Source organism: Alkalihalobacillus deserti (assembly GCF_020734105.1).
Taxonomy (GTDB): Bacteria; Bacillota; Bacilli; order Bacillales; family Bacillaceae_D; genus Halalkalibacter; species Halalkalibacter deserti.
This window is the reverse complement of the sequence record NZ_JAJAFR010000011.1, coordinates 1-22,872: the sequence shown is the minus strand read 5'-3', so window position 1 is coordinate 22,872 and position 22,872 is coordinate 1. Positions and strand designations below refer to the sequence as shown.

The 22,872-nt window shown below is 33.6% G+C and carries 21 protein-coding genes and 1 pseudogene; 21 read left to right on the top strand and 1 reads right to left on the bottom strand.

Translation table 11 applies throughout. The features are described 5' to 3' along the window. The first annotated feature begins 298 nt into the window (after positions 1 to 298). The 7 genes and pseudogenes from LDX58_RS17290 (at position 299) to LDX58_RS17260 (ending at position 7,313) form a co-directional block, all read left to right on the top strand. The gene (locus tag LDX58_RS17290; protein ID WP_227938072.1) at positions 299 to 1,438 is read left to right on the top strand and encodes a hypothetical protein; all 1,140 of its coding nucleotides are present in this window, start codon (positions 299 to 301) and stop codon (positions 1,436 to 1,438) included. A 184-nt stretch (positions 1,439 to 1,622) separates the two neighbouring features. Then, entirely contained in the window at positions 1,623 to 2,234 is a 612-nt protein-coding gene (locus LDX58_RS17285) for a hypothetical protein (protein ID WP_227938071.1), read from the top strand. Positions 2,235 to 3,158: 924 nt separating this feature from the next. Next, entirely contained in the window at positions 3,159 to 4,397 is a 1,239-nt protein-coding gene (locus LDX58_RS17280) for an ATP-grasp domain-containing protein (RefSeq protein ID WP_227938070.1), read from the top strand. A 3-nt stretch (positions 4,398 to 4,400) separates the two neighbouring features. Then, positions 4,401 to 5,417, top strand: coding sequence for a YheC/YheD family protein (locus LDX58_RS17275; protein WP_227938069.1), 1,017 nt, complete (start codon positions 4,401 to 4,403; stop codon positions 5,415 to 5,417). A gap of 24 nt (positions 5,418 to 5,441) precedes the next feature. Next, the gene (locus LDX58_RS17270; protein WP_227938068.1) at positions 5,442 to 5,870 is read left to right on the top strand and encodes a CotY/CotZ family spore coat protein; all 429 of its coding nucleotides are present in this window, start codon (positions 5,442 to 5,444) and stop codon (positions 5,868 to 5,870) included. A 33-nt stretch (positions 5,871 to 5,903) separates the two neighbouring features. Then, positions 5,904 to 6,415, top strand: a pseudogene (locus tag LDX58_RS17265) (DUF3900 domain-containing protein). A gap of 130 nt (positions 6,416 to 6,545) precedes the next feature. Beyond that, positions 6,546 to 7,313: an NUDIX domain-containing protein gene (locus LDX58_RS17260; RefSeq protein WP_227938067.1), complete on the top strand. Its 768-nt coding sequence runs from the start codon at positions 6,546 to 6,548 to the stop codon at positions 7,311 to 7,313. Positions 7,314 to 8,132: 819 nt separating this feature from the next. Here LDX58_RS17260 and LDX58_RS17255 read toward each other — a convergent pair. Further along, positions 8,133 to 9,041 carry a mechanosensitive ion channel family protein gene (locus LDX58_RS17255; RefSeq protein ID WP_227938066.1) on the bottom strand — a complete coding sequence of 303 codons (909 nt, stop codon included), beginning with the start codon at positions 9,039 to 9,041 and terminating at the stop codon, positions 8,133 to 8,135. Between the two features lie 751 nt (positions 9,042 to 9,792). On the opposite strand from LDX58_RS17255, the gene LDX58_RS17250 reads away from it, so the two are divergent. The 14 genes from LDX58_RS17250 to LDX58_RS17185 form a co-directional block, all read left to right on the top strand. Continuing rightward, on the top strand, positions 9,793 to 10,452 hold the full coding sequence (locus tag LDX58_RS17250; RefSeq protein WP_227938065.1) for a YonV family putative phage-derived protein: 660 nt from the start codon (positions 9,793 to 9,795) through the stop codon (positions 10,450 to 10,452). An 81-nt stretch (positions 10,453 to 10,533) separates the two neighbouring features. Further along, positions 10,534 to 11,052, top strand: a complete 519-nt coding sequence (locus tag LDX58_RS17245) for a YonV C-terminus-related protein (RefSeq protein WP_227938064.1) — start codon at positions 10,534 to 10,536, stop codon at positions 11,050 to 11,052. 324 nt (positions 11,053 to 11,376) lie between these two features. Beyond that, positions 11,377 to 11,727, top strand: coding sequence for a DUF1360 domain-containing protein (locus LDX58_RS17240; RefSeq protein ID WP_227938063.1), 351 nt, complete (start codon positions 11,377 to 11,379; stop codon positions 11,725 to 11,727). A 33-nt stretch (positions 11,728 to 11,760) separates the two neighbouring features. Further along, the gene (locus tag LDX58_RS17235) at positions 11,761 to 12,504 is read left to right on the top strand and encodes a sugar phosphate nucleotidyltransferase (RefSeq protein ID WP_227938062.1); all 744 of its coding nucleotides are present in this window, start codon (positions 11,761 to 11,763) and stop codon (positions 12,502 to 12,504) included. After that, positions 12,501 to 13,463, top strand: coding sequence for a dTDP-glucose 4,6-dehydratase (rfbB, locus tag LDX58_RS17230; RefSeq protein WP_227938061.1), 963 nt, complete (start codon positions 12,501 to 12,503; stop codon positions 13,461 to 13,463). Before LDX58_RS17235 ends, rfbB begins: the two co-directional genes overlap by 4 nt. Before the next feature lie 11 nt (positions 13,464 to 13,474). Beyond that, entirely contained in the window at positions 13,475 to 14,326 is an 852-nt protein-coding gene (gene rfbD, locus LDX58_RS17225) for a dTDP-4-dehydrorhamnose reductase (RefSeq protein ID WP_227938060.1), read from the top strand. Beyond that, complete coding sequence (locus LDX58_RS17220; protein WP_227938059.1) at positions 14,319 to 14,774, top strand: dTDP-4-dehydrorhamnose 3,5-epimerase family protein; 456 nt, start codon at positions 14,319 to 14,321, stop codon at positions 14,772 to 14,774. Before rfbD ends, LDX58_RS17220 begins: the two co-directional genes overlap by 8 nt. Positions 14,775 to 14,797: 23 nt before the next feature. Beyond that, positions 14,798 to 16,084 carry a glycosyltransferase family 2 protein gene (locus LDX58_RS17215; protein ID WP_227938058.1) on the top strand — a complete coding sequence of 429 codons (1,287 nt, stop codon included), beginning with the start codon at positions 14,798 to 14,800 and terminating at the stop codon, positions 16,082 to 16,084. Positions 16,085 to 16,605: 521 nt separating this feature from the next. Next, the gene (gene rfbG, locus LDX58_RS17210) at positions 16,606 to 17,676 is read left to right on the top strand and encodes a CDP-glucose 4,6-dehydratase (RefSeq protein ID WP_227938057.1); all 1,071 of its coding nucleotides are present in this window, start codon (positions 16,606 to 16,608) and stop codon (positions 17,674 to 17,676) included. Positions 17,677 to 17,719: 43 nt separating this feature from the next. Further along, positions 17,720 to 18,244, top strand: coding sequence for a dTDP-4-dehydrorhamnose 3,5-epimerase family protein (locus tag LDX58_RS17205; protein ID WP_227938056.1), 525 nt, complete (start codon positions 17,720 to 17,722; stop codon positions 18,242 to 18,244). An 11-nt stretch (positions 18,245 to 18,255) separates the two neighbouring features. Next, positions 18,256 to 19,164 (top strand): NAD-dependent epimerase/dehydratase family protein, encoded by a 909-nt coding sequence (locus LDX58_RS17200; RefSeq protein WP_227938055.1) that lies wholly within the window; start codon positions 18,256 to 18,258, stop codon positions 19,162 to 19,164. Between the two features lie 317 nt (positions 19,165 to 19,481). Further along, positions 19,482 to 20,267: a glucose-1-phosphate cytidylyltransferase gene (rfbF, locus tag LDX58_RS17195; protein WP_227938054.1), complete on the top strand. Its 786-nt coding sequence runs from the start codon at positions 19,482 to 19,484 to the stop codon at positions 20,265 to 20,267. A 56-nt stretch (positions 20,268 to 20,323) separates the two neighbouring features. Further along, positions 20,324 to 21,127: a DUF707 domain-containing protein gene (locus tag LDX58_RS17190; protein ID WP_227938053.1), complete on the top strand. Its 804-nt coding sequence runs from the start codon at positions 20,324 to 20,326 to the stop codon at positions 21,125 to 21,127. 1,003 nt (positions 21,128 to 22,130) lie between these two features. Next, a partial coding sequence (locus LDX58_RS17185; RefSeq protein WP_227938052.1) for an IS110 family transposase occupies positions 22,131 to 22,872 on the top strand: 742 nt, incomplete at its 3' end.

Sequence of the window (22,872 nt, the reverse complement as noted above, 5' to 3'; positions counted from 1 at the left end):
CTTTAATTATATATGTTTTGCTTGAATACTATTGAAAATAATTAAAATATTTACACATTTTTTAAATGCTGCCCTTATAGCAGACTGGGATTTAATTATCCATCTGTTATAAGGGGTTTTTTTTGTAGGAGAAAAAGAGACAAAATGATTAGAAGAACTGGTCTAGCTGAAAATTAAAGATAAAAAGTTATATAAATAAAGTTATTAATACAAATTTTTTTTTGTTACTGAAGGTGTCTGTATAAGTACAGCATTTAATCATATATTGTTGATAGTAATAATAGGGAGGAGGAATATAATGAGTTTTCAAGAGGAACAGATGAGCTATGATGGTTTGGTATCACGTATTGATTTCTACCAGGAACATTCACGTAAACTCGAAAAAAAACTTGTTCAAGCAGAAGCAAAGATAAAACGTCTGGAAATCGAATTGAAATCCGTTTCAAAAGAAGAAGAACAAGAACAAGAGCAAGAACAAGAACAAGAGCAAGAACAAGAACAAGAACAAGAACAAGAACAAGAGCAAGAACAAGAACAAGAACAAGAACAAGAACAAGAACAAGAACAAGAACAAGAACAAGAACAAGAACAAGAACAAGAGCAAGAACAAGAACAAGAGCAAGAACAAGAACAAGAACAAGAACAAGAACAAGAACAAGAACAAGAACAAGAACAAGAACAAGAACAAGAACAAGAACCACTAGATGACGATTCTTCAGTACCTTCTGAATTTACAGAGTCAAGAAATAATGAGGATCAAAAGTCTGATTATGAGGAAATTGTAGATGGAATTCTTATAGAAGGTGGTGAAAAAGAAACACAAATAGAGACTGATTATCATATAAACGAACATGAAGGAACATCGACTCTTCACCATTCAGAGATTGATGAAAGAGAATCCCCAATTGAATATCAGAAAAATAAAAGTCCTCATCTTTCTTCGATTGAATCAAGAAACAATAATTTCATTAAGAGGGAAAAATCAGAAAATGATTATAAAAGCATCGCTTATTTTGATTATTCAGTTGTTAAATACGGGAATAAAGTTGGTTTAATAGAAGGATCATTTTATATGGAGAATATAGGAGTGCAACCATTAGAACAACCATATATTTGTTTTCGTTTTACTCCTGCAGGCACTGCGAATATAGAAGGAGAACAATTACTATATGAGAAAATAGGAAAACACAATGAAATATTATCAAACTCACAATGGATGTTTGTTAGTAAAGGTTGGGCAACAAGGGCTAAAGAACGGGGGGAGATTTGGGTTTGTCCAATCAATGAAGTGAAAGTTTTGCCTGGAGAATCCGTTTCAATCGATAATTTTGAGATCCTCCTGAAGACTCTCTCTGGAACAATCACCATCCAGGCATTTGTTTTTTATAATAAAAAGCAGTTTAAAATTAAAGCTGCTAACCAAATCGTTGTTCGTTAACGAAGATGGCAATTGTGCTTAAGGGTTAGTATGTATTTTAATAAAGAGAATAGAATTAATGGGAGTCTATATTGTATGAATAGAGATGCTAATTACTTCCATAATTATAAATTTTCTAGTAACCATTTTAGGTAAATATCATACGATAACAATGCCTAAAAAATTTGTTTGCGGAGGTATGTAAATGAATACAAAAAAGGATGCTGGTATGACAAATGAAGCGGTCCTCATTCAATCGGTTATATGTTCTAAAAAAGTAAAACTTATCGCTCATGCCAATACAAGTCTAAAAAGGATCAAAAGTGCAAATATTCAATTTGTTCCTGAGTTATCAAGTATTCAGATCAATGGTACACTCTTAAAGGAACTTATAGTCATTCAGGGATTTATAAAAGGTAGTATTATTGTTGATGGAAAAAGGGTTAAAAACACTACATTATCGTTTCAGGAAGAGGTTTTTTGTGAAGGCATTTGTCCAGGTGATATTCTAAAACATACCAATCCTTTTTTGGAAGGAGTATTGCCTCCACAAGTTCTACCGAATGAAGGACATGAAGGAAGCAACATTGTTTTTAAAGTTATTTTGAGTATACAGGCAACAGTAATAAGAGAGAAATTAGGTACTATTAGTGTTACAATCATGGGAGATGTCAATGAAAATAGATGCAAATCCTCACTTAATCAAACTTTAGTTGTTTCTTGTGATGAGGAAAAAGAAAAGGACGAAGATGAACATTGTTATGACCAAGAAATAGATACGGACTTTCCGTGTTTAGATGAAGATTTCAAAGATTAAAAAGACATAATCTTCGTTATAGTAAAATCCAATAAAATATTTGTATGATTTACACATGTTTTGACATGTTGAGGCGGGCTCATTCCTCGCCTTTTTTTTGTCCTTAAAAATGAAAAATATGACTAGAACAAGCTTCTATTCCATTTCATACGTTGTATAGATTCATCAATTAGCTAAGTGATGAATATTGGATTTCACGTTTAATAATCACAATGGTAATGTCGCTAATATGTTGGCAAAAAATTAACCTAAAATGTTACAACTGTACAAAAAGTAGCGGAATTAAGACTTGATAATATAGATCTGCCTTTGATCTCATTTTTCAATGTCACAGCAACCCCTAATGCAATTATGATGAGAGGAACCTGGATCGTTGTACGACACTACCACCTCCAATGCCAACTTCTAGAACCACTACGTTCTTTAATGATAACGGATAATAAAGGAGAAAATTAGTTTCTTAGTCTGAAGACCGAATGAATGCTTTCGCAAAAAGGTCAATGGCTTAGCCCGCTGTAAGTCTGCTATATCACTCATAGCAGGCTTTTTTAAGGTGCAGTGGCTGTTCAATTGCTACAGAATAACTAAAGATCAAAGAACACTCATTTTTTATTAGTATAGTTTTCGATCAGTGTGGTGTTGATAAAACATAAAGGTTTGGGTAACTGATTTTAAATCTGCAAAGAATTACTAAGTATAATCCCTTTTTCATCAGATTTAATGAATTTATGTAATGTACTGGCTCCAATTATTAACGAAAACATAATTTAAAGTAACTAGTTGAAAAACATAAACTTTGAAGGTCTAATCGCCTGTATCTTATGAAATAAAAATCGACAATACCAATATCGTGTCCTCATGAAAGGCTTAAACCTATGGCTTTTGTTCACTTTTGGAAAATTGTAAACTGGAGTTGAATGAATTATGCAGACGATTGTATTTATTGAAACAAATAAATCAGGATCCAGTAGGGAAGCAATAAAAGAAGCAGAACGCCTCGGCTATTTAACCGTGCTTTTAACAAATCGAAAGAAATTTTTGACACAACGAAGTGAATTCCCTGACGTACATCAAATGTACTTTTTAAATAAGTTAAATGTTCAACAATTAAGACAAAAGATTGCTTTTCTTAATCAACAAGGGAAACGAGTTCAAGCTGTATTAAGTTTCATTGATCCTTATGTTCAAATTGCAGCTCAGTTATCGGAATACTTTTGTAACACCGAACTAAACAAATATGCTATTTCCAATATGGAAGATAAAATACAAACACGAAAAATATTGACGGGTACAGTTATTTCCCCTTTTTTTACAGTCTTTGATCCAAAAATCGACGTGATCGATCTTTTTTTAACAAAGTATGTAAGGTATTTACCTCTGATTGTGAAAGCACCAGTTTCAACAGGATCCAAGGATGTCCTATTGGTAGAAGATCGGGAACAATTGAAAACAGCAATTCAAAGTTTTATAAAGAAATTTAGAGATCAACCTGTTCTAATTGAGGAGTATTTAGATGGACCACAGTACTTGCTAGAAATTTTAGTTCAACAAGGTGAGATCCATCTTGTTGCTGTAATTAAACAAGAAATATCCAAAAACGAACGATTTATCGTCACGGGATATGGGTTGCTAGCTAATGTTGAAAAAGAAATGAAAAATAGTCTTGACGAGGTCATTAAAACTATTATAAAAAATTTGCAGATAGAAAATGGTGCGTTCCACTTAGAATTAAAGCGTGTAAATGATCAATGGAAATTAATTGAGATTAATCCGAGGATTTCAGGAGGAGTAATGAACCGCCTAATTGAAGTTGGGTTTGGTATTAATTTAGTTCGAGAAACGATTAAATTGTATACAGGTCAGAAAGCTTTAATTGATAAACAATATCACAAATATGCTTATGCTCACTATATAACAGTTAATTCAACGGGAAGACTGAAAAAAGTAACAGGTAAGCAACGAGCTTTACGCTATGAAGGTGTAGAAGAAGTATACATCAAACCTCGTAAAGGTGCTTTGTTGACACCACCGTTGTCGATGGGCCGTCGGTACGGTTACGTATTGGCTTCAGCCGATACGCTACTAAAAGCAAAATCAATTGCTAAAGAGGCAGCAAAAGAAATTCAATTTCACTTGCATCCAATGGAACGAAAGGAGATATGAAAATTGGTAACTGTAGGGATGCTATCTCATCGTAAAGATCCAAGAACGGTATTTAAAGCCTATGCCTATGCTGCCGCGGCAAAATTGGAGGATGTTAATTTTTATTTTTTTTCGCCTGAACTTGTTAATTTGAACGATCGAAGTATCCTAGCTTGGGTTTATGAAAACGGGAAATGGGTACAAAAAAGGAGACATTTCCCGGATGTTATTTATAACGCTAGTCCTTCAATGACGGAAAAGCAAGAAGAAATTGTAGAAGAATTAAGTAAAGGTATTCCTATTACTAGCCATTCTATAGGCGATAAATTAGATGCCTATCAAAAGATAAAGGATGCAAAAATGTTTGCTCATTATTTAATCCCTTCTATTGACATTTTGCAATCTCAGGATGTGTCTAGATTTCTTAATCAATATAGCAACATCGTCTTAAAACCACTTAACGGGCATAAAGGACATAACATTGTTTATGTACAGAGAAATAAAGAAATCTTTATTGCGCAACAAGGGAACACGGAAGTAGAGATGAATAAAATACAATTTGAGGGGTTCGCAAAACAATTCACAAAAAAAGCGAAATATTTTGCTCAAGCTTTTATAGAATCTAAAACAAAAACGGGATTATCAACTCACTTTCGATTGCATGTTCAAAAAGATGGAGAAGGGAAATGGATGCTGACGACTATTTATCCATGTATAGCTGGCGAAGGAATTGTAGCTAACTTAATTAACGGTGGCTACACAACCATGTTTGAAGTTTTTTTAAAACAAGAATTTGATAGTGAATATTACAATGTAAAAAGATATTTGGAACAATTTGCAATTTATTTTTCAGAACACATAGACAGTTTATATCAACAATCGCTCGATGAGTTAGGAATTGATATCGGTTTGGATTCAAACCATAGAATTTGGATATTTGAAGTGAATTGGCGGCCAGGTACTCCCACAACTTTTTCTCTAGAGTTAGATATTGCAAAGCAAACGATTCGATACGCACGTTATTTAGTCGAAACGATCTAAGACAAAAGAAGGGTGGAATGAACTGTGTACGAAGAAGAATGTCTAAAGTCGTCTAATTGTATTTTAAAGACTGCACTTAAGATAGACAGAGTTCAAAAAAAACATAAATATTGTTCCTGTAACATTACTATTCCAATTATCTTACTAAATAAAAACTTAAAACCTTTTGAAGCGTTTGGGAACATTGGAGATTTGCAAAATGACTGCTATGGATGTTTCAAAACAAATATTTTCAAAATAATTGAGTTTGGTAAATCATCAGGTTGTGGAAAATTGCTAATGCTTAGACCGATCGATGAAAATGGTTGCTTAGCAAACACTATATGTGAAACTTTTCGTCTAGAGAAAACTCCATTTTCTGTAGATGTTGATTTTAATTGCTTTTGTGCTATTCAACATTTATCACGCTCATTAGTCAATAGACCTTTACCATTTATTGAACACAAGTGTTGAGATCTAGTACTGAGGTTTTTTCCTTACCCCTATATGCGTGAAGAAGGAATGACAGAGGAATGGGAGCTCAAGGTTCATCAATCCTCTCACGCCCGTTACTTCGAAGACTTCTTAAAATTCGTCGAATATCACCAGTCGATGCCTGAAATCGTCAAAACGCAAGTGATGCAAATTGCTCAGCAGCACATTGCGGAAACGTATCAAGAGGAAAGTCCAGAACGTCAACAAGAAGAAGAATACATTGAGTCTTGGTCGAACACCCCTGTACGTGAAATGCAAGAAAAATGGACACCAGAGCAAGTCGTAGAAGCATCTGCACCGATTGTGGAGCATCAGCCAGAGTTACCATTGAAGCTGAAGCTTGACCATATTGATGGAAGGCGATGTTTTCTGATTTCGGTGAATCACTGCATATTGCTAAGGTGAACGGAAGATATGTGATCGTGATTGAAGGGGATGCGTTTACGTTTGAGAAGGGGGGTTCGCCTGTGGAGTTTTTGAAGCCTGAGCCTTTGGATGAGGTGTTGAAGAAGATTGGAAGGTAGAAAAGGCTTTACTATTAGTTTTTAGGCTGTATTATGACGACTAAAACTAATGAAAATTTGTAACTTATTGAAGTTTGTATAAGTATAATGTAGTAACTCATTTATACTAATTTGTGAAGAGAGGAAAGATATGTTTTATAGGAGAGAAACTTTTAAAATAAGACCAGAAAAGGTTACGAAATTTAATGACTATTTTAATGAATATTTGGTACCTAATCAAATAAAAAATGGTGCGAAGTTAATTGGATGTTGGTTAACAGATACCAAAAATGAAATTTTAGCATTGTGGGAGTACCCTAGTTATGAAGAATTTATAAAAATAGAAAAACGAGTGTTAAAAGATGAAAAGCATGAAAAAGCACAAAGTCAACTTTTTAAATTAGGTAAACCTTTTTTGGAAACTCGTCAAGACTTCTTGACTTCTACAGGAGACTATATTCCGCAAAAACAGAATATTGCAGTTAGTGGATACATTACAAACGATAAAAATGAAACTTTGTTAATTAAAACATATTGGAGATCAGATACATGGGAACTTCCTGGGGGCGGAATAGATGAGGGTGAAACACTCGACATTGCCCTCTGTAGAGAGATCCTAGAAGAGACCGGGATTGAAGTTAAGTTGGATGGTGTTACTGGTGTATATTCAAATGGGAATACAGTTTCAATTGTTTTTCGTGGGGAATATATCGGAGGAAATCTAAAAACATCAAGTGAAACACAGTATGTTCGTTTTGTGAAAATAGACTCATCAAATGTATTATCTTATATTACACGAGGAAAATTCATTCCAAGAGTGTTAGATGCTATGAAAGGAAATTGTATACCGCATGAAGCATTTAAAGTCAGACCTTATGGATTAATAAAACGACTAGAAGGTACTTTAAAAAAAGATTAACTTATAAAACCCCCGATCTAACTATTGAAAATGGATTGAGATTGCTAAGTGGACATTAACCTAAAGAACGCATAGAAGGAAGAGCGTTAGAAAATATATTTCTTAACATAGGTATGATAGAGAGTCCAATCATATCTTATTTTCTTACATAATATGAATTAGTTATTAAGGACTGGGGGTGTAATAATTTTGAGCAAGAACTATTTGAGGTGGTCAGAGATTCCTTATGCAGGAGAGTCACAACCACCTACTAATCCGGTTACCCCTTTAGCAGGATCATGGTCTTTATTCTTTCCAAAAACATGTACTTCTCTAGTGATAGCTGGTGGAAGAAGTAACAATAAAAGCTGTACTATACCAAAACCTGTATTATATCTAGACAAAAAATGATTTAGACTTGGTTTTAGTTATGAAGCAATGGGTGCAATAATTTAACAAGGCAAAATAAAAGTTTCAGGCTATCTAATAGAGATAGCCTTTTTAAAAAGAAACCACCATTTTATTTAGAATGTATGTCATATTTCATTGCTTTGTAAAGAACAAAAAACTCTAATACAAAGCTAATAATAAATGCAGTGAGGAGAAGCAAACGTCCTCCGCTCTCTTTCAGATAACAATGTGAGGAGAACCTTTTTTTATTTCAAAGAGGGATTTGAAATAATTTAAGAAAAGGGACAGTTGAGTATCCCTTTTCTTGAAAATCTCGTGTTCTTAAGATTCAGAATTGTAAGGATAGATTGGTAGATTATATGGATGTGTTTGTAGTAAAGGATAGGTTTTAGTGGATTTTCTTTTTTCCATAACTACGGTAGATATACATTACTTATTATTGCCTTTGAGATTAACATCAACAGTTGGTATGTCCACTAAATCAAACGTAGCTGAAGCAAATTGAATTTTTTCTGGTGCATTATCTATCTCCTCTAAAATTTTTGTGAATAACAAGTCTTTCGTTGTTCTACGTGCTCGGTAGTGTGTTACATATCGAAGTGTATATTCGACCCAATTGTCATTTGCAATAAGGGTGACCATTGGTTGTGTACTAGCATCCTCAATTAAAAAATTTTTCACCATTTCATTCCAATGCTGACTAGCGTTGTTGGCATAATCACCTGTAATCTCTAGCCCAACTTTTGAAACAATTTCTTTTGCTGCTTTGTAGTTGCTACCATATTTTATCGGAATTTTTATTTCATCCCAAAGGAATGGAAATTCATTTGAATAATTGTAGACAGGCTCTTTGAAAACAAAGCTATTTGCTACTCTAACTATTCGACCGTTATATAAATCTCCATCTACCCATTCATTTACTTCCATTATTGTTGTTCGTAAAATACCAAGATCAATTACATCTCCTTTAATGCCGCCCATTTTTATGCGATCGCCTGTCTTAAAAATATTTCCTACTAAAATGGAAATCCACCCGGCGATACTGATAATTACTTCTTGCAAGGCAAAGGCTATACCTGCACTTGCTACACCAAGTACTACTGTGATCCCACCAAGCTGGTCATTATAAACAATTGCAATAAAAATAAGTGCGATGATATAGCCAAGGACATTGATCATTTTTCTTGTTTTATAGCGATTATCGTGATCTTTCACATAACGACTAGTACTTTTTTGCAACAATTTTATAATGACAACAATAAATGTGATCCCGATTAAAACAATTACTACGTTCGTTAATAATAGATTAGACATTAATGCCACAATACTATCTTCCATTAAAGTCCTCCTAACAGATCAGCTTTACAATAGCAGAAAGACGTAAATTACTCTTTATTTATATTACCTTTAAAAGTTCACTATAAACATTTGATAAGATCTTTGGGGAAAAGACACCATTGTGTTTAAAGGAGATGTGTGTTTGAAAAAGATTGGAAGGGGAGTAACAGTATCGTTTATTTAAGAAATGGATGTTGTTTCCACAACCATTTCTTTTTCCTTTTAACTATCTTACTTATCCATTGCTTATAAAACTTGTGAACAAATCTTTCTGAATAAGCTTCCATTAAGAGGCATTGACCGATAATAAGCGGTTGCCTGTTTTTTTAGTTAAATTAGCAGTACTTTCTATAAATCTAACATTCGGTATTCTGCTGCAACAGACCCTTAAGATACCAAAAATCTTTTTTTATAAGAGCGATTATCCACTAAACGGATACTAATTTCACCATTTCAACTAGTTAAAAACTGCCTCCAATCGTTATGTTAATCTAAAAAATGTCGGGACGTTTAAAAGTTGAAAACTCCAACTTTTGGTTAGACTTAATCCTAACAAGAATGAAAGGCTCTTTTAAAATTATTCCTGAAAAGCAGAAGGATATTAGCCAATTTAACGTATTTAGGTTAGAAAAAAACGTTGAATATTTTGAACACTCTACAAGGAATAGGGCATACACTAGAAGATACAAATAATAGGTATTAGGTGAAGGGATAGTTTGTATGTTAAGAGGTTCAAAAGAAGGTGATTATAATGGTTTACCAAGATTCGAGCAAAATGAAAGTTACTGTTGTTGATTCAATTATAAGTAGTGGTAAAACGAGTTGGGCTATTCAATACATGAAGAAAGCACCAACATACAAAAAGTTTATTTATATCACACCATTTAAAAACGAGGTAGAAAGAATTATGCTTTCGGTTAACCGCGAATTCAAGCAACTAGAAGTTGATCCAAAAGGTGAAATTAAGCTGGGTGATATTAAACGTTTAATTGCAGACGGTGAGAATATTATCTCAACTGTTGAACCTTTTAAATGTATAGATTGTGAACTTTTTGAGTTATTAGAAATGGAGCACTACACATTAATACTCGATGAAGTTAAGAACGTAATTGAAGAAGTTGATATTTCATGGGACGATTTAAAAATACTCTTAGAGAACGAGGTTATTGAGGTGAGTGGAAAAGGAAACGTTCACTGGAAGAAAACTGATTACAGCGAAGGCTCTTTTGAGCAAATCAAAAATTTGGCAAACTCAGGAAATCTTATGTTGTATAAAGATGAAGAAAGTGAACCAGTGCTTATGTATTGGACATTTCCGATAGAGGTACTGAAAAATTTTGATGACGTTTTTATTTTACATACATGCTTGATGGACAAATACAGCGTGCTTACTTTGACCTGTATGGATTGAGTTAACAAGCATTCAGTTACAAATGAAGACAACGATTTTAAATTAGTTGAATTCATTTCCTATGATCAGGAGGATCGTTCCTTGCTGAAAGAAATAATTAATATTTATTATCCGAGAAAAACGGATAGGAAAGATATGAATAAAATTGGTAACAAAATAAATTCCTTTAGCGTTACTGATTTAAAGAGAAAAGATAATAGCCCTAGTATAAAAAAAGTAATTCGTGATTGCAGTTATCATTTTTACCGTGAAAAATGTAGGGTACAGACTGAGGAAGTAATGTGGACTACATTTAAATCTTTTAAAGATAAAATAACTCCACGGGGGTTAAAAGATCGTTTCGTAAACTTAAATACACATGTAACGAACGAGTATCAGCACAATAGTACTTGTATTTACCTTGCCAACGTTTACGTAAATCCAGTGACGAAACATATCTTTAGTGAACAAGGTGTAAAAGTAAATAGTGAGTTATACGCGTTGTCCGAACTTCTTCAATGGCTTTTTCATAGTCGTGTTGGTGCTAGCCAGCCAATAAATGTTTACCCATCTATACGGATGAGGACGTTATTAGAAAGATATTTGAATAACCAAATTTAAGAATAAACACGGTGGTTCAGCAAGAGCCTCTGACAGAGTAATATACGTAAACAGCCGAGTCACTATAGTTTTTACTGAGTTGAGTAGAAACTAGCTCGATTCCGCGATTTTTTAATTATTCATTTGTAAATGAAAGTGAAATATGAATAAGGATTAGTTAGTAACTTTCTCCTTATAGAAAAGCAAAAGAATTCATTCCTTTTGCTTTTTTGGCGTAAGTGTGTAAAGGAAAACTTTTTAATTACGATACTTTTTTTGTGCCGATTTTTTGCGAAACACATACAGTATATAGAAAATGAATAATAGCAAAAGGTGGGGAGGACATTGTCGATTGATGTTTTTCATTTGTTATTACTGATATTAGCTAGTTTTCGTTTAACTCGTTTAATCTTATTCGATCGAATAACGCATTGGATTCGTAACCCTTTTCTTGAGGAGAAAGAAGAACAATTGCAAGATGGGACCTATGAAATTTATTTAAATATAAAAGGAAGTGGTTTTAGACGCTGGGTAGGAGAATTACTAAGCTGTTATTGGTGTACAGGTATGTGGAGCACGATATTGTTATTAGGTGGATATTGGGTACTTCCATCATATTTTATACCTATCATTATTGTTTTCGCTGTTGCAGCAGCTGCTTCCATAATCGAAACGATTGTTCAACGATTGTCTTAGCATTAAATTTTTATGTTAGCTAGGAGTGAAAAGATGAGAAAAGCTGTCATTCTTGCAGGCGGAACTGGGTCACGTTTATCACCTATTACTCGAATTATAAATAAACATTTGTTACCAGTTGGTCAATATCCGATGATTTATTGGTCAATTTTCAAAGCAAAGGAGGTAGGTATAAGGGAGATACTCATTTTAACATCCAGAGAGCATTTAAGTTCATTTATCGAATTGTTAGGAGAGGGCAAAGAGTTTGGAGTTTGTCTAAAATTTGCTACACAAGAGCAGGCTAGCGGTATTGCAGATGCATTATCACTGGCTAAAGACTTTGTAGGAGATGAGAAATTTCTTGTTTTATTAGGAGATAACTTATTTGAAGATAAGTTAACCCCATTTGTTCAGCAATTTATGAAGCAGAAGCAAGGTGCATTTATATTATTAAAAGAAGTAGCTGAACCCAAGAGGTACGGTGTTGCTTTAATAAATGAGGAAACGAAAAAAGTTACTAAGCTTCTTGAAAAACCAAATATAGAAGAACCAGCTTATTGTGTAACAGGTATTTATATGTATGATAAATCAGTTTTTTCATATATTGAGAGAATTACTCCGTCAAAGCGCGGAGAATTAGAGATTACTGATGTGAATAATTTTTATGTGAATGAAGAAAAGATGGGTTATGACATATTAGATAATTGGTGGATCGATGCAGGAACCCATGATTCTCTGTTTAAAGCAAATTGTTTTGTGTTCTCAAAAAAAGAGGATGTTAGGAGGGCATTATGATAAAACAAATACTTGTTACTGGAGGGGCTGGGTTTATCGGTTCAAACTTCATTCATCATTTATTACAAACTTCTAGTTCGTATGTGACCAATATAGATTCCATGACGTATGCAGGTAAATTTGAGAACATGGCAGAGTTTGAAAATCACGAAAACTACCGATTCTTTTCTGTTGATATATCAAATAAAGAGCAATTAACTAAAGTGTTTGATCGTACTTACGATGCAATTGTTCATTTTGCAGCTGAATCACATGTTGACAGAAGTATTGAAAATCCAAGTGTTTTTTTAAATACAAATATTATTGGAACCAATTATCTGCTTTTAGCCTTGATCGAAGGTCGTGCCAAAAAGATGATTTATATTTCAACTGATGAAGTGTACGGTTCATTAGATAAGGATGATTTACCGTTTACTGAACAATCACCGCTTGCAGCAAATAATCCATATTCTGCTAGTAAAGCTGGGGCTGATTTATTAGTTCGTTCATTTTATAAAACATATCAAGCTCCTGTTATCACAATACGCTGCAGTAATAACTACGGTCCGAGACAAGACGAAGAAAAGTTTATACCAAAAATAATAGCAAGAGCTGTTAATAATGAAAAAGTTCCAGTCTATGGAGACGGTTTACAAATAAGAGACTGGTTGTTTGTGACAGATCATTGTCGAGCTCTTTCTAAGGTGCTAGATCATGGAGAGGCCGGAGAAATATACAATATTGGTGGAGGAAATGAGCGTTCTAATCTTGATGTGGCAAAACGCATTTTAGATTATTTAGGTAAAAATTGTAATTTGATTTGTCACGTCAAAGACAGACAAGGTCATGACCGACGTTATGGTATTAATTGGGCAAAGATTCATAAAGAACTTGGTTGGAAACCGGTCATCTCTTTTGATGAAGGACTTGTCCGTACAATTGAATGGTATAAAACACAATTCAAAGATGGCACAAGTTAAGGAGGACGAAGATGAAGCACCTTTTGATAACAGGGGCCGCTGGTCAGTTGGGAAAAGAAATAACGAAACAAGCGAAAGACGATTTTAAAGTGACATCATTAGGCAGGGTTGAGTTAAATATAACAAACTCGAGTCTTGTGAAGGAAACAATTAAGTTTTTAAAACCAGATTGTATCATTCATGCAGCGGCATATACGGCTGTCGATCAGTGCGAAATAGAAAAGAAGAAAGCATTTGAGGTTAATGCTTTAGGAGCCTCATGTGTAGCAAATGCAGCAAATCTTATAGGAGCAAAATTAATATATATTAGTAGTGATTTCGTTTTTGATGGAAGTAAAAATGAACCTTATCAGATAGGTGATGAACCTAATCCTTTAAGTACGTATGGGCTGAGTAAATGGCTTGGAGAAAAGTTAGTAAATAAAAATACAGAAAACTGTACGATTGTGCGTACTTCTTGGCTATACGGCCATTATGGGAATAATTTTGTTAAAACGATGTTACGTTTAGCGAAAAAAGGTCAACCGATCAATGTAGTTAATGATCAAATCGGTAGTCCCACATACGTAAACGACCTTGTAGATTATCTACTAAAGTTAATTGATAAGCCGGATGGAACTTATCATGTTAGTAATGCAGGGTATTGCAGCTGGTATAATTTCGCAAAAAAGATCTTTAATTATGCTGGCTATGACTCAAATCTTATACGACCAACAACCACAGAAAAGTTTGGTTCGAAAGCTTTACGACCTTCGTATTCTGTCATGAGTCATCAACAATTACAAAATGTAGGTTTAGAGATACCTCGAGCATGGGATATTGCTTTAGAAAACTTTTTAAGGGAGGAGTTAACCAGTGATTGAAGGTGTGAAAGTGAAAAAAATAGAAAAATTTTGTGATGATCGTGGTTTTTTTGCAGAGCTAGTTCGTGAAGATGAAAATTTACTAGAACGTTTTGGGCAAGCGTCGATCTCAATGAGCTATCCTGGTGTTATTAAAGCCTTTCATTATCATGATAGTCAGGATGATCTTTGGTTTTTCCCTTCTGGCAATGCACAGGTTGTCTTACATGACTTAAGAAAAGATTCCGATACACATGGAGAAACAGAAGTTTATTACATGGGTGAAGAAAATCCTATATTATTATTAATTCCAAAAGGAGTTGCTCACGGATACCGTGTTCTCGGGCAACAATCAGCAACAATTGTTTATTTTACAACACAATCATATAATGTCTCTAATCCTGATGAGAAAAGGATTCCGTGGAATGATCTCCAGATAGGATTTGATTGGGAGACGAAAAATAGATAAAGGTGTGAAATGAAGGTGTTTATATGACTCCGAAAGTTTCAGTTATTTTAACGAGTTATAATAAATCTCAAACCGTTGGGAAAGCGATCGAGAGTGTTTTGAGGCAAACCATGCAAGAATGGGAACTATTTATTATGGATGATGCTTCTAATGAGGAAACAAATACAATCATCAAAAAATATACTGATGATAATCGAATTCATTACTTCAATAGTAATATTGCTGATCATGATCGTTACAGAAAAACAAGATATGCTGTATTAATTAATCAAGCGATACCGCTAACAACAGGTAAATATCTTTCCTATTTAACAGACGATACAGAATATTTACCTACTAGACTAAATGAAATGGCTAATTTTTTAGATAACCACTCTAATATAGATGTTGCCTATTCAGGCCAAATTATTCGGCAAGTAAATGGTGAGTTAAAATTAATATCTCAGAAAACAAGAAAAACAAAAGGTATATTAAAAAAAGCTGCAAATCGTGTTGATCATTGTTCTGTGATGCATTCAAGAAAGATTGTGGAAAAAGTTTTTCAAAAGCACAGAAGCTATTGGGATGATAATCCAAAGTACTGGCATAATGGTGATGCTGCGTTTTGGTCCCGTTTAAATGAGTTTCAGCCATTTTATCCTATTCCAAAAGAATTAGATATCAGTTATAAAACTCCATCCTCATTTCAAAACTTAAATGCTTTTTTACCTCAAAAAGTACCAGATGGAATATTAGTAAAAGGTTTAGCTTCAGAGGTATATTTGATTGATCAACAAAAACGAAGACTAATTACAGAGGAAATGTTTAAGCGGCTCAAATATGATCGTAAAAGAATTGTTGCTGTACCAGATCCGGTACTTTTTAAGTATCCTCCTGGTCCTCTTATTGATGTAAGTATTTTCAAAAATGGAACTATCCCAAATCAACTTCTCGTAAAGGTTGAAAATAGTTCGGACATTTTTTATATACAGAATAATAAAAAATGGAAACTGTTAGATCGGAGGACCTTTAAGAAATTTAATTTCAAGTTTGAGGATGTTGTAGATTTGAAAAAAAAAGAATTAGAGCATATTCCTGAGGGTCCATTGATCGATCATATTCTATCACCGAAAAAAAATTTACCCGATGGGATAATTTTTAAAGAAGGGTCTTCTTATTTTTTAAGTAATAATAATACTCTCCAACCTACTAATAGTAATATATTAAAAAAATTGAAGCTACCAGTAAATCAATTTGTTAAATTGACTAAAACAGAACGACTTTTTATTAAGAAAGGGAAACCCCTTATATTCGAGATCTTTCAAAATTAAAAAATAGATGACAAATGTCCTGAACAACCAAACGAAGAGTAAGGACAAAAAGAACCGGACAAATCCCCCTGATCGGTTTGCGTGAGCAACGAAGAGGTGGAAAGATGTCCTGAAAGTAAGTTTATTCATTTATTCTGGAACAAATGTTTTGAGTCATTTATTAATAAAGAGTTTTGGAATGGCGTATGAGGAAGAAAGACAAAAAAGTTATAATAGATTAAACAGATAGACCGTGGTAAAGAAACCAAAGGCACGGCATCGCTTCCACTTGAGAGAGCGTTATCGTAGGTGGCGAAGGGTACGCCATTTGGACACTATTAGTTCCTATTTTAATTTGTGAGAATTTATTATTTGTATATGTGTTGATAAATGCAAATGGACAATTAATTACTTCTTGTGAAAAATTACATGGAGAGTTATAGCTTGAAAGATTTAGACAAACAGACTATGCAATGAAAGACATTGAATGAGTATGTGATCTTAAAATAATACAATTATAAAAGGTGGGTAGAGAATGAATCATGTTAGACTTCAATGATTGCTACAAAGGGAAAAATGTATTAGTTACTGGGCATACAGGTTTCAAAGGATCGTGGCTCAGTATATGGTTAAAACAGTTAGGAGCAAATGTTATTGGGTATTCACTTGATCCGTCTACAAATAAAGATAATTTTGTCTTATCTAGATTAACTTCTAAAATGATAGATGTTAGAGGAGATATTAGAGATTATAAAAGGTTAGAAGAAGTATTTGAAAAATACGAACCGGAAATAGTCTTTCACTTAGCCGCTCAACCACTTGTAAGGGCATCTTACGAGAAACCAATTGAAACTTATGAGACGAATATAATGGGAACATTAAATATTCTAGAGTGTATTAGAAAAACAGATCAAACGAAAATTGGTATTATGATTACGACCGATAAGTGCTATGAAAATAAAGAACAGCTAGTAGGTTATAAGGAAAGTGACCCAATGGGTGGTTATGACCCGTACAGTTCCTCAAAGGGATGTGCTGAACTAGCGATCTCATCATGGCTACGTTCATTTTTTAACCCGAAACAGTATCAAGTTCATGGTAAATCAATTGCTAGTGTAAGGGCAGGAAACGTAATTGGTGGGGGGGATTGGGCTTTGGACAGAATTATCCCAGACTGTATTAGGGATCTTGAATTGAATAGGGCAATTAGGATAAGAAATCCAAAAGCAATTAGACCATGGCAACATGTCTTAGAGCCATTAAGTGGTTATTTACGGTTAGGCCAAAAGATGTTTGAAGAACCAATAAAATATTGTGAAGGTTGGAATTTTGGTCCAAATGAAGATTCAATAATAAGTGTCTGGGATGTAGCGATGAAAGTGGTTGAAAGGTATGGAAAAGGTGAAATAAAAGACGAATCAGGTATAGAGCAACCCCACGAGGCAAAATTGCTTATGCTAAACATTGATAAAGTAAGGTCCCGGTTAGGATGGATTCCAAAATTAAATATCAATGAAACATTAGATTTTACTATTGAATGGTATAAAGAATACAGAAGTAGTGATATTTACCAGTTGTGTGTTGATCAAATAAACAAGTTTTCAAGAAAATAAGCTAGGTTTAAGGGATTTAGTAGTCACAAGAAAGGAGAAAGCAATGGAAATTAACAGAACAAATATTGAGGGTCTTTATGTGTTGAAATACAAAAAGTATGATGATTTAAGGGGCGAATTAAGAAAGCCTTATTGTTTTGATGAGTTTCAAAATAATACTATAAATGCTAATATCTTTAAAGAAGTATGGTTTACGAGTTCAAAGCTAGACGTAATTAGAGGGATGCATTACCAAAGTGGAGAAAAAGCATGTGAAAAGCTAGTTTCTTGTATTAAGGGAAAAGTCTTAGATGTTATTCTTGATTTAAGAAACGACTCAGCAACGTATGGAGAGTATTTTTCAATCAAATTATCTGATGATGACCCTACAGCTTTATATATTCCTATTGACTGTGCCCACGGCTATAAGGTCTTGAAAGAAGATTCAATTATGATGTATATGGCAACAGAAATCCATTCCCCTCCTCATGATATAGGAGTTAAATGGGATAGTTTCGGATTTAATTGGGGTATTAAACAGCCTATATTATCTAATAAAGATAAAAGTCTTCCAGAATTTAAACGGTAGGTGGTGCTTTTATGAATGTATTAATTACAGGAGCAACGGGTTATGTTGGAAGAAACTTAATATTTGCGCTTACAAAAATGTCCCATACTATTGGTTTATTAGTAAGAGATATGGAAAAAGCAAATGACTTATTTGGAGAACATGAAAATATTAAACTAATTGATCAAAATGTCAACCTTTTAAAAACTAGTATTGAAGAATTTAATCCAAAGGTAGTCATTCATCTCGCAACTCATTCAACAAGTAGTGATGATTATGAGAATATGAGGTCACTAATCAATACTAATATTTTATATAGTACAGAGATCCTTGATGCCTTAAAAAATTGTCAAGTCCGTCTATTTATTAATACAGGGACATTTGCAGAATATTATTACAGTGATGGTAATCTTGAAAGTGCTTATTTATATGCAGCCACTAAAACGGCCTTTAGGAGTATATTAGATTATTATAAAAAAATAATTGGTTTTAATGTTATTAACGTAATTCCTTATACCATCTATGGAGAAAATGATACGAGAAAAAAAGTATTTCATTATCTCCTAGAAGCTCTTGATTCTCCTTCAAGTATTCATATGACCGCTGGTGAGCAAATTTTAGATTTAATTTATATTGATGATGTAGTAGACTTTTTTATAACAATTTTGAATAATATTAATACATTATCCCAATTTACCAATTATAGTCTTGACTTACACTTAGGAACGGGGATAGGTACAAGTATTAAAGAACTAACTAATTATATTGAAACAATTACTAATAAGAAAGCAAATATTCACTGGGGAGCAAAACCATATCGAAAGTTCGATATCATGTACGCTGTTGCTCCAATAAGTAAAAACATTGAATTACTAGGGTGGAGGGCAAAAACGCCATTAGTCAAAGGATTACAAAAACTGATAGAAACATATAATAACTAGCGAAACTAATAATATGACTATATTGTAAGACAACACCTTCTAAACATTGGGGGTGTTATTTTTTAACAAGAAAATGTTTAACTTTGGTAGAAAACCGACTTTGATTAATAAAAGCACCTTAACCTTTCTGATTGATGAAAGTTATTTTTGGTGATTTTTTAATTTATAGAGGTTTCGTCCAAACATATTTAAGTTTTATTAATAAAATAATTTATAAAGGAATAGTAGTGGTAGCTGCATTAGCTGCATTAGCTTTGAGTAGTCATGTTAATAATTTACAACACGAAAAGCTTTAAATGATATGGGAGGGAATTAATTTGAAAGTTGTAATTTTAGCAGGGGGGTTTGGAACAAGAATTAGTGAAGAAACGCAACAAAAACCTAAACCAATGATTGAGATAGGTGATAAACCGATTTTATGGCACATTATGCAACTATATTCTAGGTACGGCTATAATGATTTTATTATTTGTTTAGGGTATAAAAGTCATGTGATTAAAGAATATTTTGCGAATTATCTTCTTTATCATTCTGATGTAACGTTTGATTTTTCGAAAGATAATAAATGTACCATCCACAATCATTCCACAGAACCTTGGAAAGTAACTTTAGTTGAAACAGGTTTAAATACGTTGACTGGTGGCAGGATTAAAAAAATTCAGAAATATATAGGTGATGAAACATTCATGCTCACTTATGGTGATGGTGTCGGTGATATTAACATTAAAAAGTTAGTAAAGTTTCATCAAGAACACGGGCAGCTTGCTACTTTAACGACGACTCAGCCACAAGGTAGATTTGGAGCATTGGCTTTATCAGAAAATCAGACAGTGAAGAAGTTTCAAGAAAAAGTAAAAGGAGATGGCGGCTGGATCAATGCTGGTTTTTTTGTATTGCAGCCAGATATATTTAACTATATATGTAATGGTGACGAAACCATTTTCGAAAGAGAACCATTAGAAAATCTTGCAAAAGATGGACAATTAATGGCCTTTAAACATTCGGGATTTTGGTACCCAATGGATACATTAAGAGACAAAAAGTACCTTGATGATCTATGGAATTCTGGTAATGCAACTTGGGTCCAAAATGAAAAGCAGTAAGTTCAAATAAACGCTTTGTTCAGTGGAGTAAAAAGAGAATATTAGGGGTGAATAAGATGAATGGACTTGGTGAAAATCCTTTTAGAAATAAAGGAGACAAACGTTTTTTAGTAATGGCAAGAGTAGGTGATAACTCCCTTCATAAGGAGTGGTTACAACCAAACGAATACAAAATATTTGATTTATATCTTGAGTATTATGGAGATGGTAGTAATGATTATCGAGGCGATTGTGATTTCTATACAGAAGCCAAAGATTCAAAATGGCCAAGATTTTATAAAATAATGGAACAATGGGGAGAAAGTATCTTAAAGTACGATGCAATCTGGATGCCAGATGATGATATTAGAACAAATTGTTCAGCTATAAATAAAATGTTCCATATATTTATGAGTCATAATTTAGCGTTAGCGCAACCAGCATTAACAAGAGATTCTTATTACTCGCATGGGATTACACTAGAAAATTATGGTTATACCTTGCGTTATACGAATTGGGTTGAAGTTATGGTACCGATTTTCTCAAGAGAAGCGTTACAATTACTCTGGCCGACATTTAATAAAAGCATATCAGGTTGGGGACTTGACTCTATATGGCCAAAAATATTAGGGTATCCGAAAGATAGGATAGCTGTTATTGACAAGGTTCCTGTAACCCATACTAGGCCTGTAGGTGGGGGAACGATATATAAAGATATTGGGGCAGTTGACCCATATCAAGAATTACAACGACTTTGTCAAGAATATGACGTTGTAACACCTTTTGATACTAATATATATGGTACAGTCATGTTATCTGAAAAAAAAAGGAATAAATATAAAAATTTTTTCTTTTCAGATCATGATGGTCGGTTACCCTAAGTTGATGTATCAAGAAAATAGGCTGTCTTAATCATGGAACTAAGTACATTAAGACAGCTATACATACCTTACATTAATTGTGTTGTTAATAAGAACCATGCTATTTCCACGTAATACCGGGAACTCTTCCAATAAACTAGTTTCTCTTTTTAATACTGATTAAGATGTACCAATCTTACAATTGACTTAAAAAATAGGTTATAAGTCTTGGTCGTAAAAAGAAATGGTCCATCTCAAGGTGTATCATAATTATGCAACGGTTACCTTTACCATCGTGGAGTAGCGTCTCAATTTTGTACTAATTTCTTTTTCTTTGTTATAAATAATTTAGGAGCGGGCAATAAAGGTGAATACAAGATGCTTCTCCTTCATACGGTGAATAGCATTACGGAACTGAGAATTTTGTTTCTTTTTTGGGGGGATTTTCTTGGGTCTTCTTTATGGCGATGCACTGGATTAGCGTAAGCAATTGGGACACCTTATCTTATAATTCATCGTTCGTAAAAAAATATCTCCTTTGATGAATTCAGGGATTTCTAATTAATTAATACTGGTACTTATAATCTCAACGAAGAATATAATCCTGCATCGCTATGTACTGTGACAAATCAAGCTAAAAATCATCATAATACACTAAGATATCACCTTTAAGGATGCCATCCCAAAGCTTTTTAACGTATACTGACCGGTCGACCCTAAAGGAAGACCTCAAGGCAGTAAAGAGCAGAAGGATTTAATCATGACACCAGGAGAGCAGTTAGTGACTTCGTATATTTAGAAGGCATGGTCAATTCATACAGCTGGCAATAGAAAGATTGTTATCTGCTCAATGTCAAAGCGTTGAACAGTATGCAGTAAAACACTGGGAACGGGTATCATCAATGGGAGCATTCCTGTAATGATAAAAAATGGAGTTTGAACAAAAAAATAACCTCTTGGTATGATATAAATGTCCGAAGCTGGCCAGCGAAAGGACAAATTATATAAACCAGGAGGCCTTCAAATGAATTATAACCAAAATAATAAAATTGCTCAAATTACTTCTCAAACACTCATTATAGGTGTTGATATTGCGAAATTCAAGCACGTAGCTCGTGCTCAAGACTTCAGAGGTTTGGAGTTTGGAAAACCTTTACACTTTGAAAATACGAAAGATAGTTTTGATGTATTTGTTGAATGGATTAGAGAGATTCAGGGTCAACAAGATATGAATAAAGTAATTGTCGGTGTTGAACCTACTGGTCACTACTGGCTTAATTTAGCTCATTATCTTAAAGAACTTAATCTTAAGCTTGTCGTTGTTAATCCAATGCATGTTAAGAAGACGAAGGAATTAGATGATAATTCCCCCACAAAAAATGATGTGAAAGACGCTAAGGTTATTGCTCAATTAGTGAAAGACGGAAGATACGCTGAACCTAATATTCCAGAGGGAGTATATGCTGATCTACGAATCGCAAGAAAAATACGTGATCTATTATCCGTTGATCTCCAAGTAGTACAAGGACAAATTCACAATTGGATTGATCGATATTTTCCTGAATTCTTAACAGTGTTTAAGGATTGGGAAGGGCAGTCAGCTCTTCAAATATTAAAGCTAAATCTACTACCACATGAGTTAGTTCAACTCCCTGATCGAGAGATATTAACTCATCTAAGAAAAGCTGTGAAACGTGCAGTGGGCATAAGTAGAATAATAGAATTAAAGAAGGCAGCTAGTGTTTCAATTGGAATCCGTGAGGGTT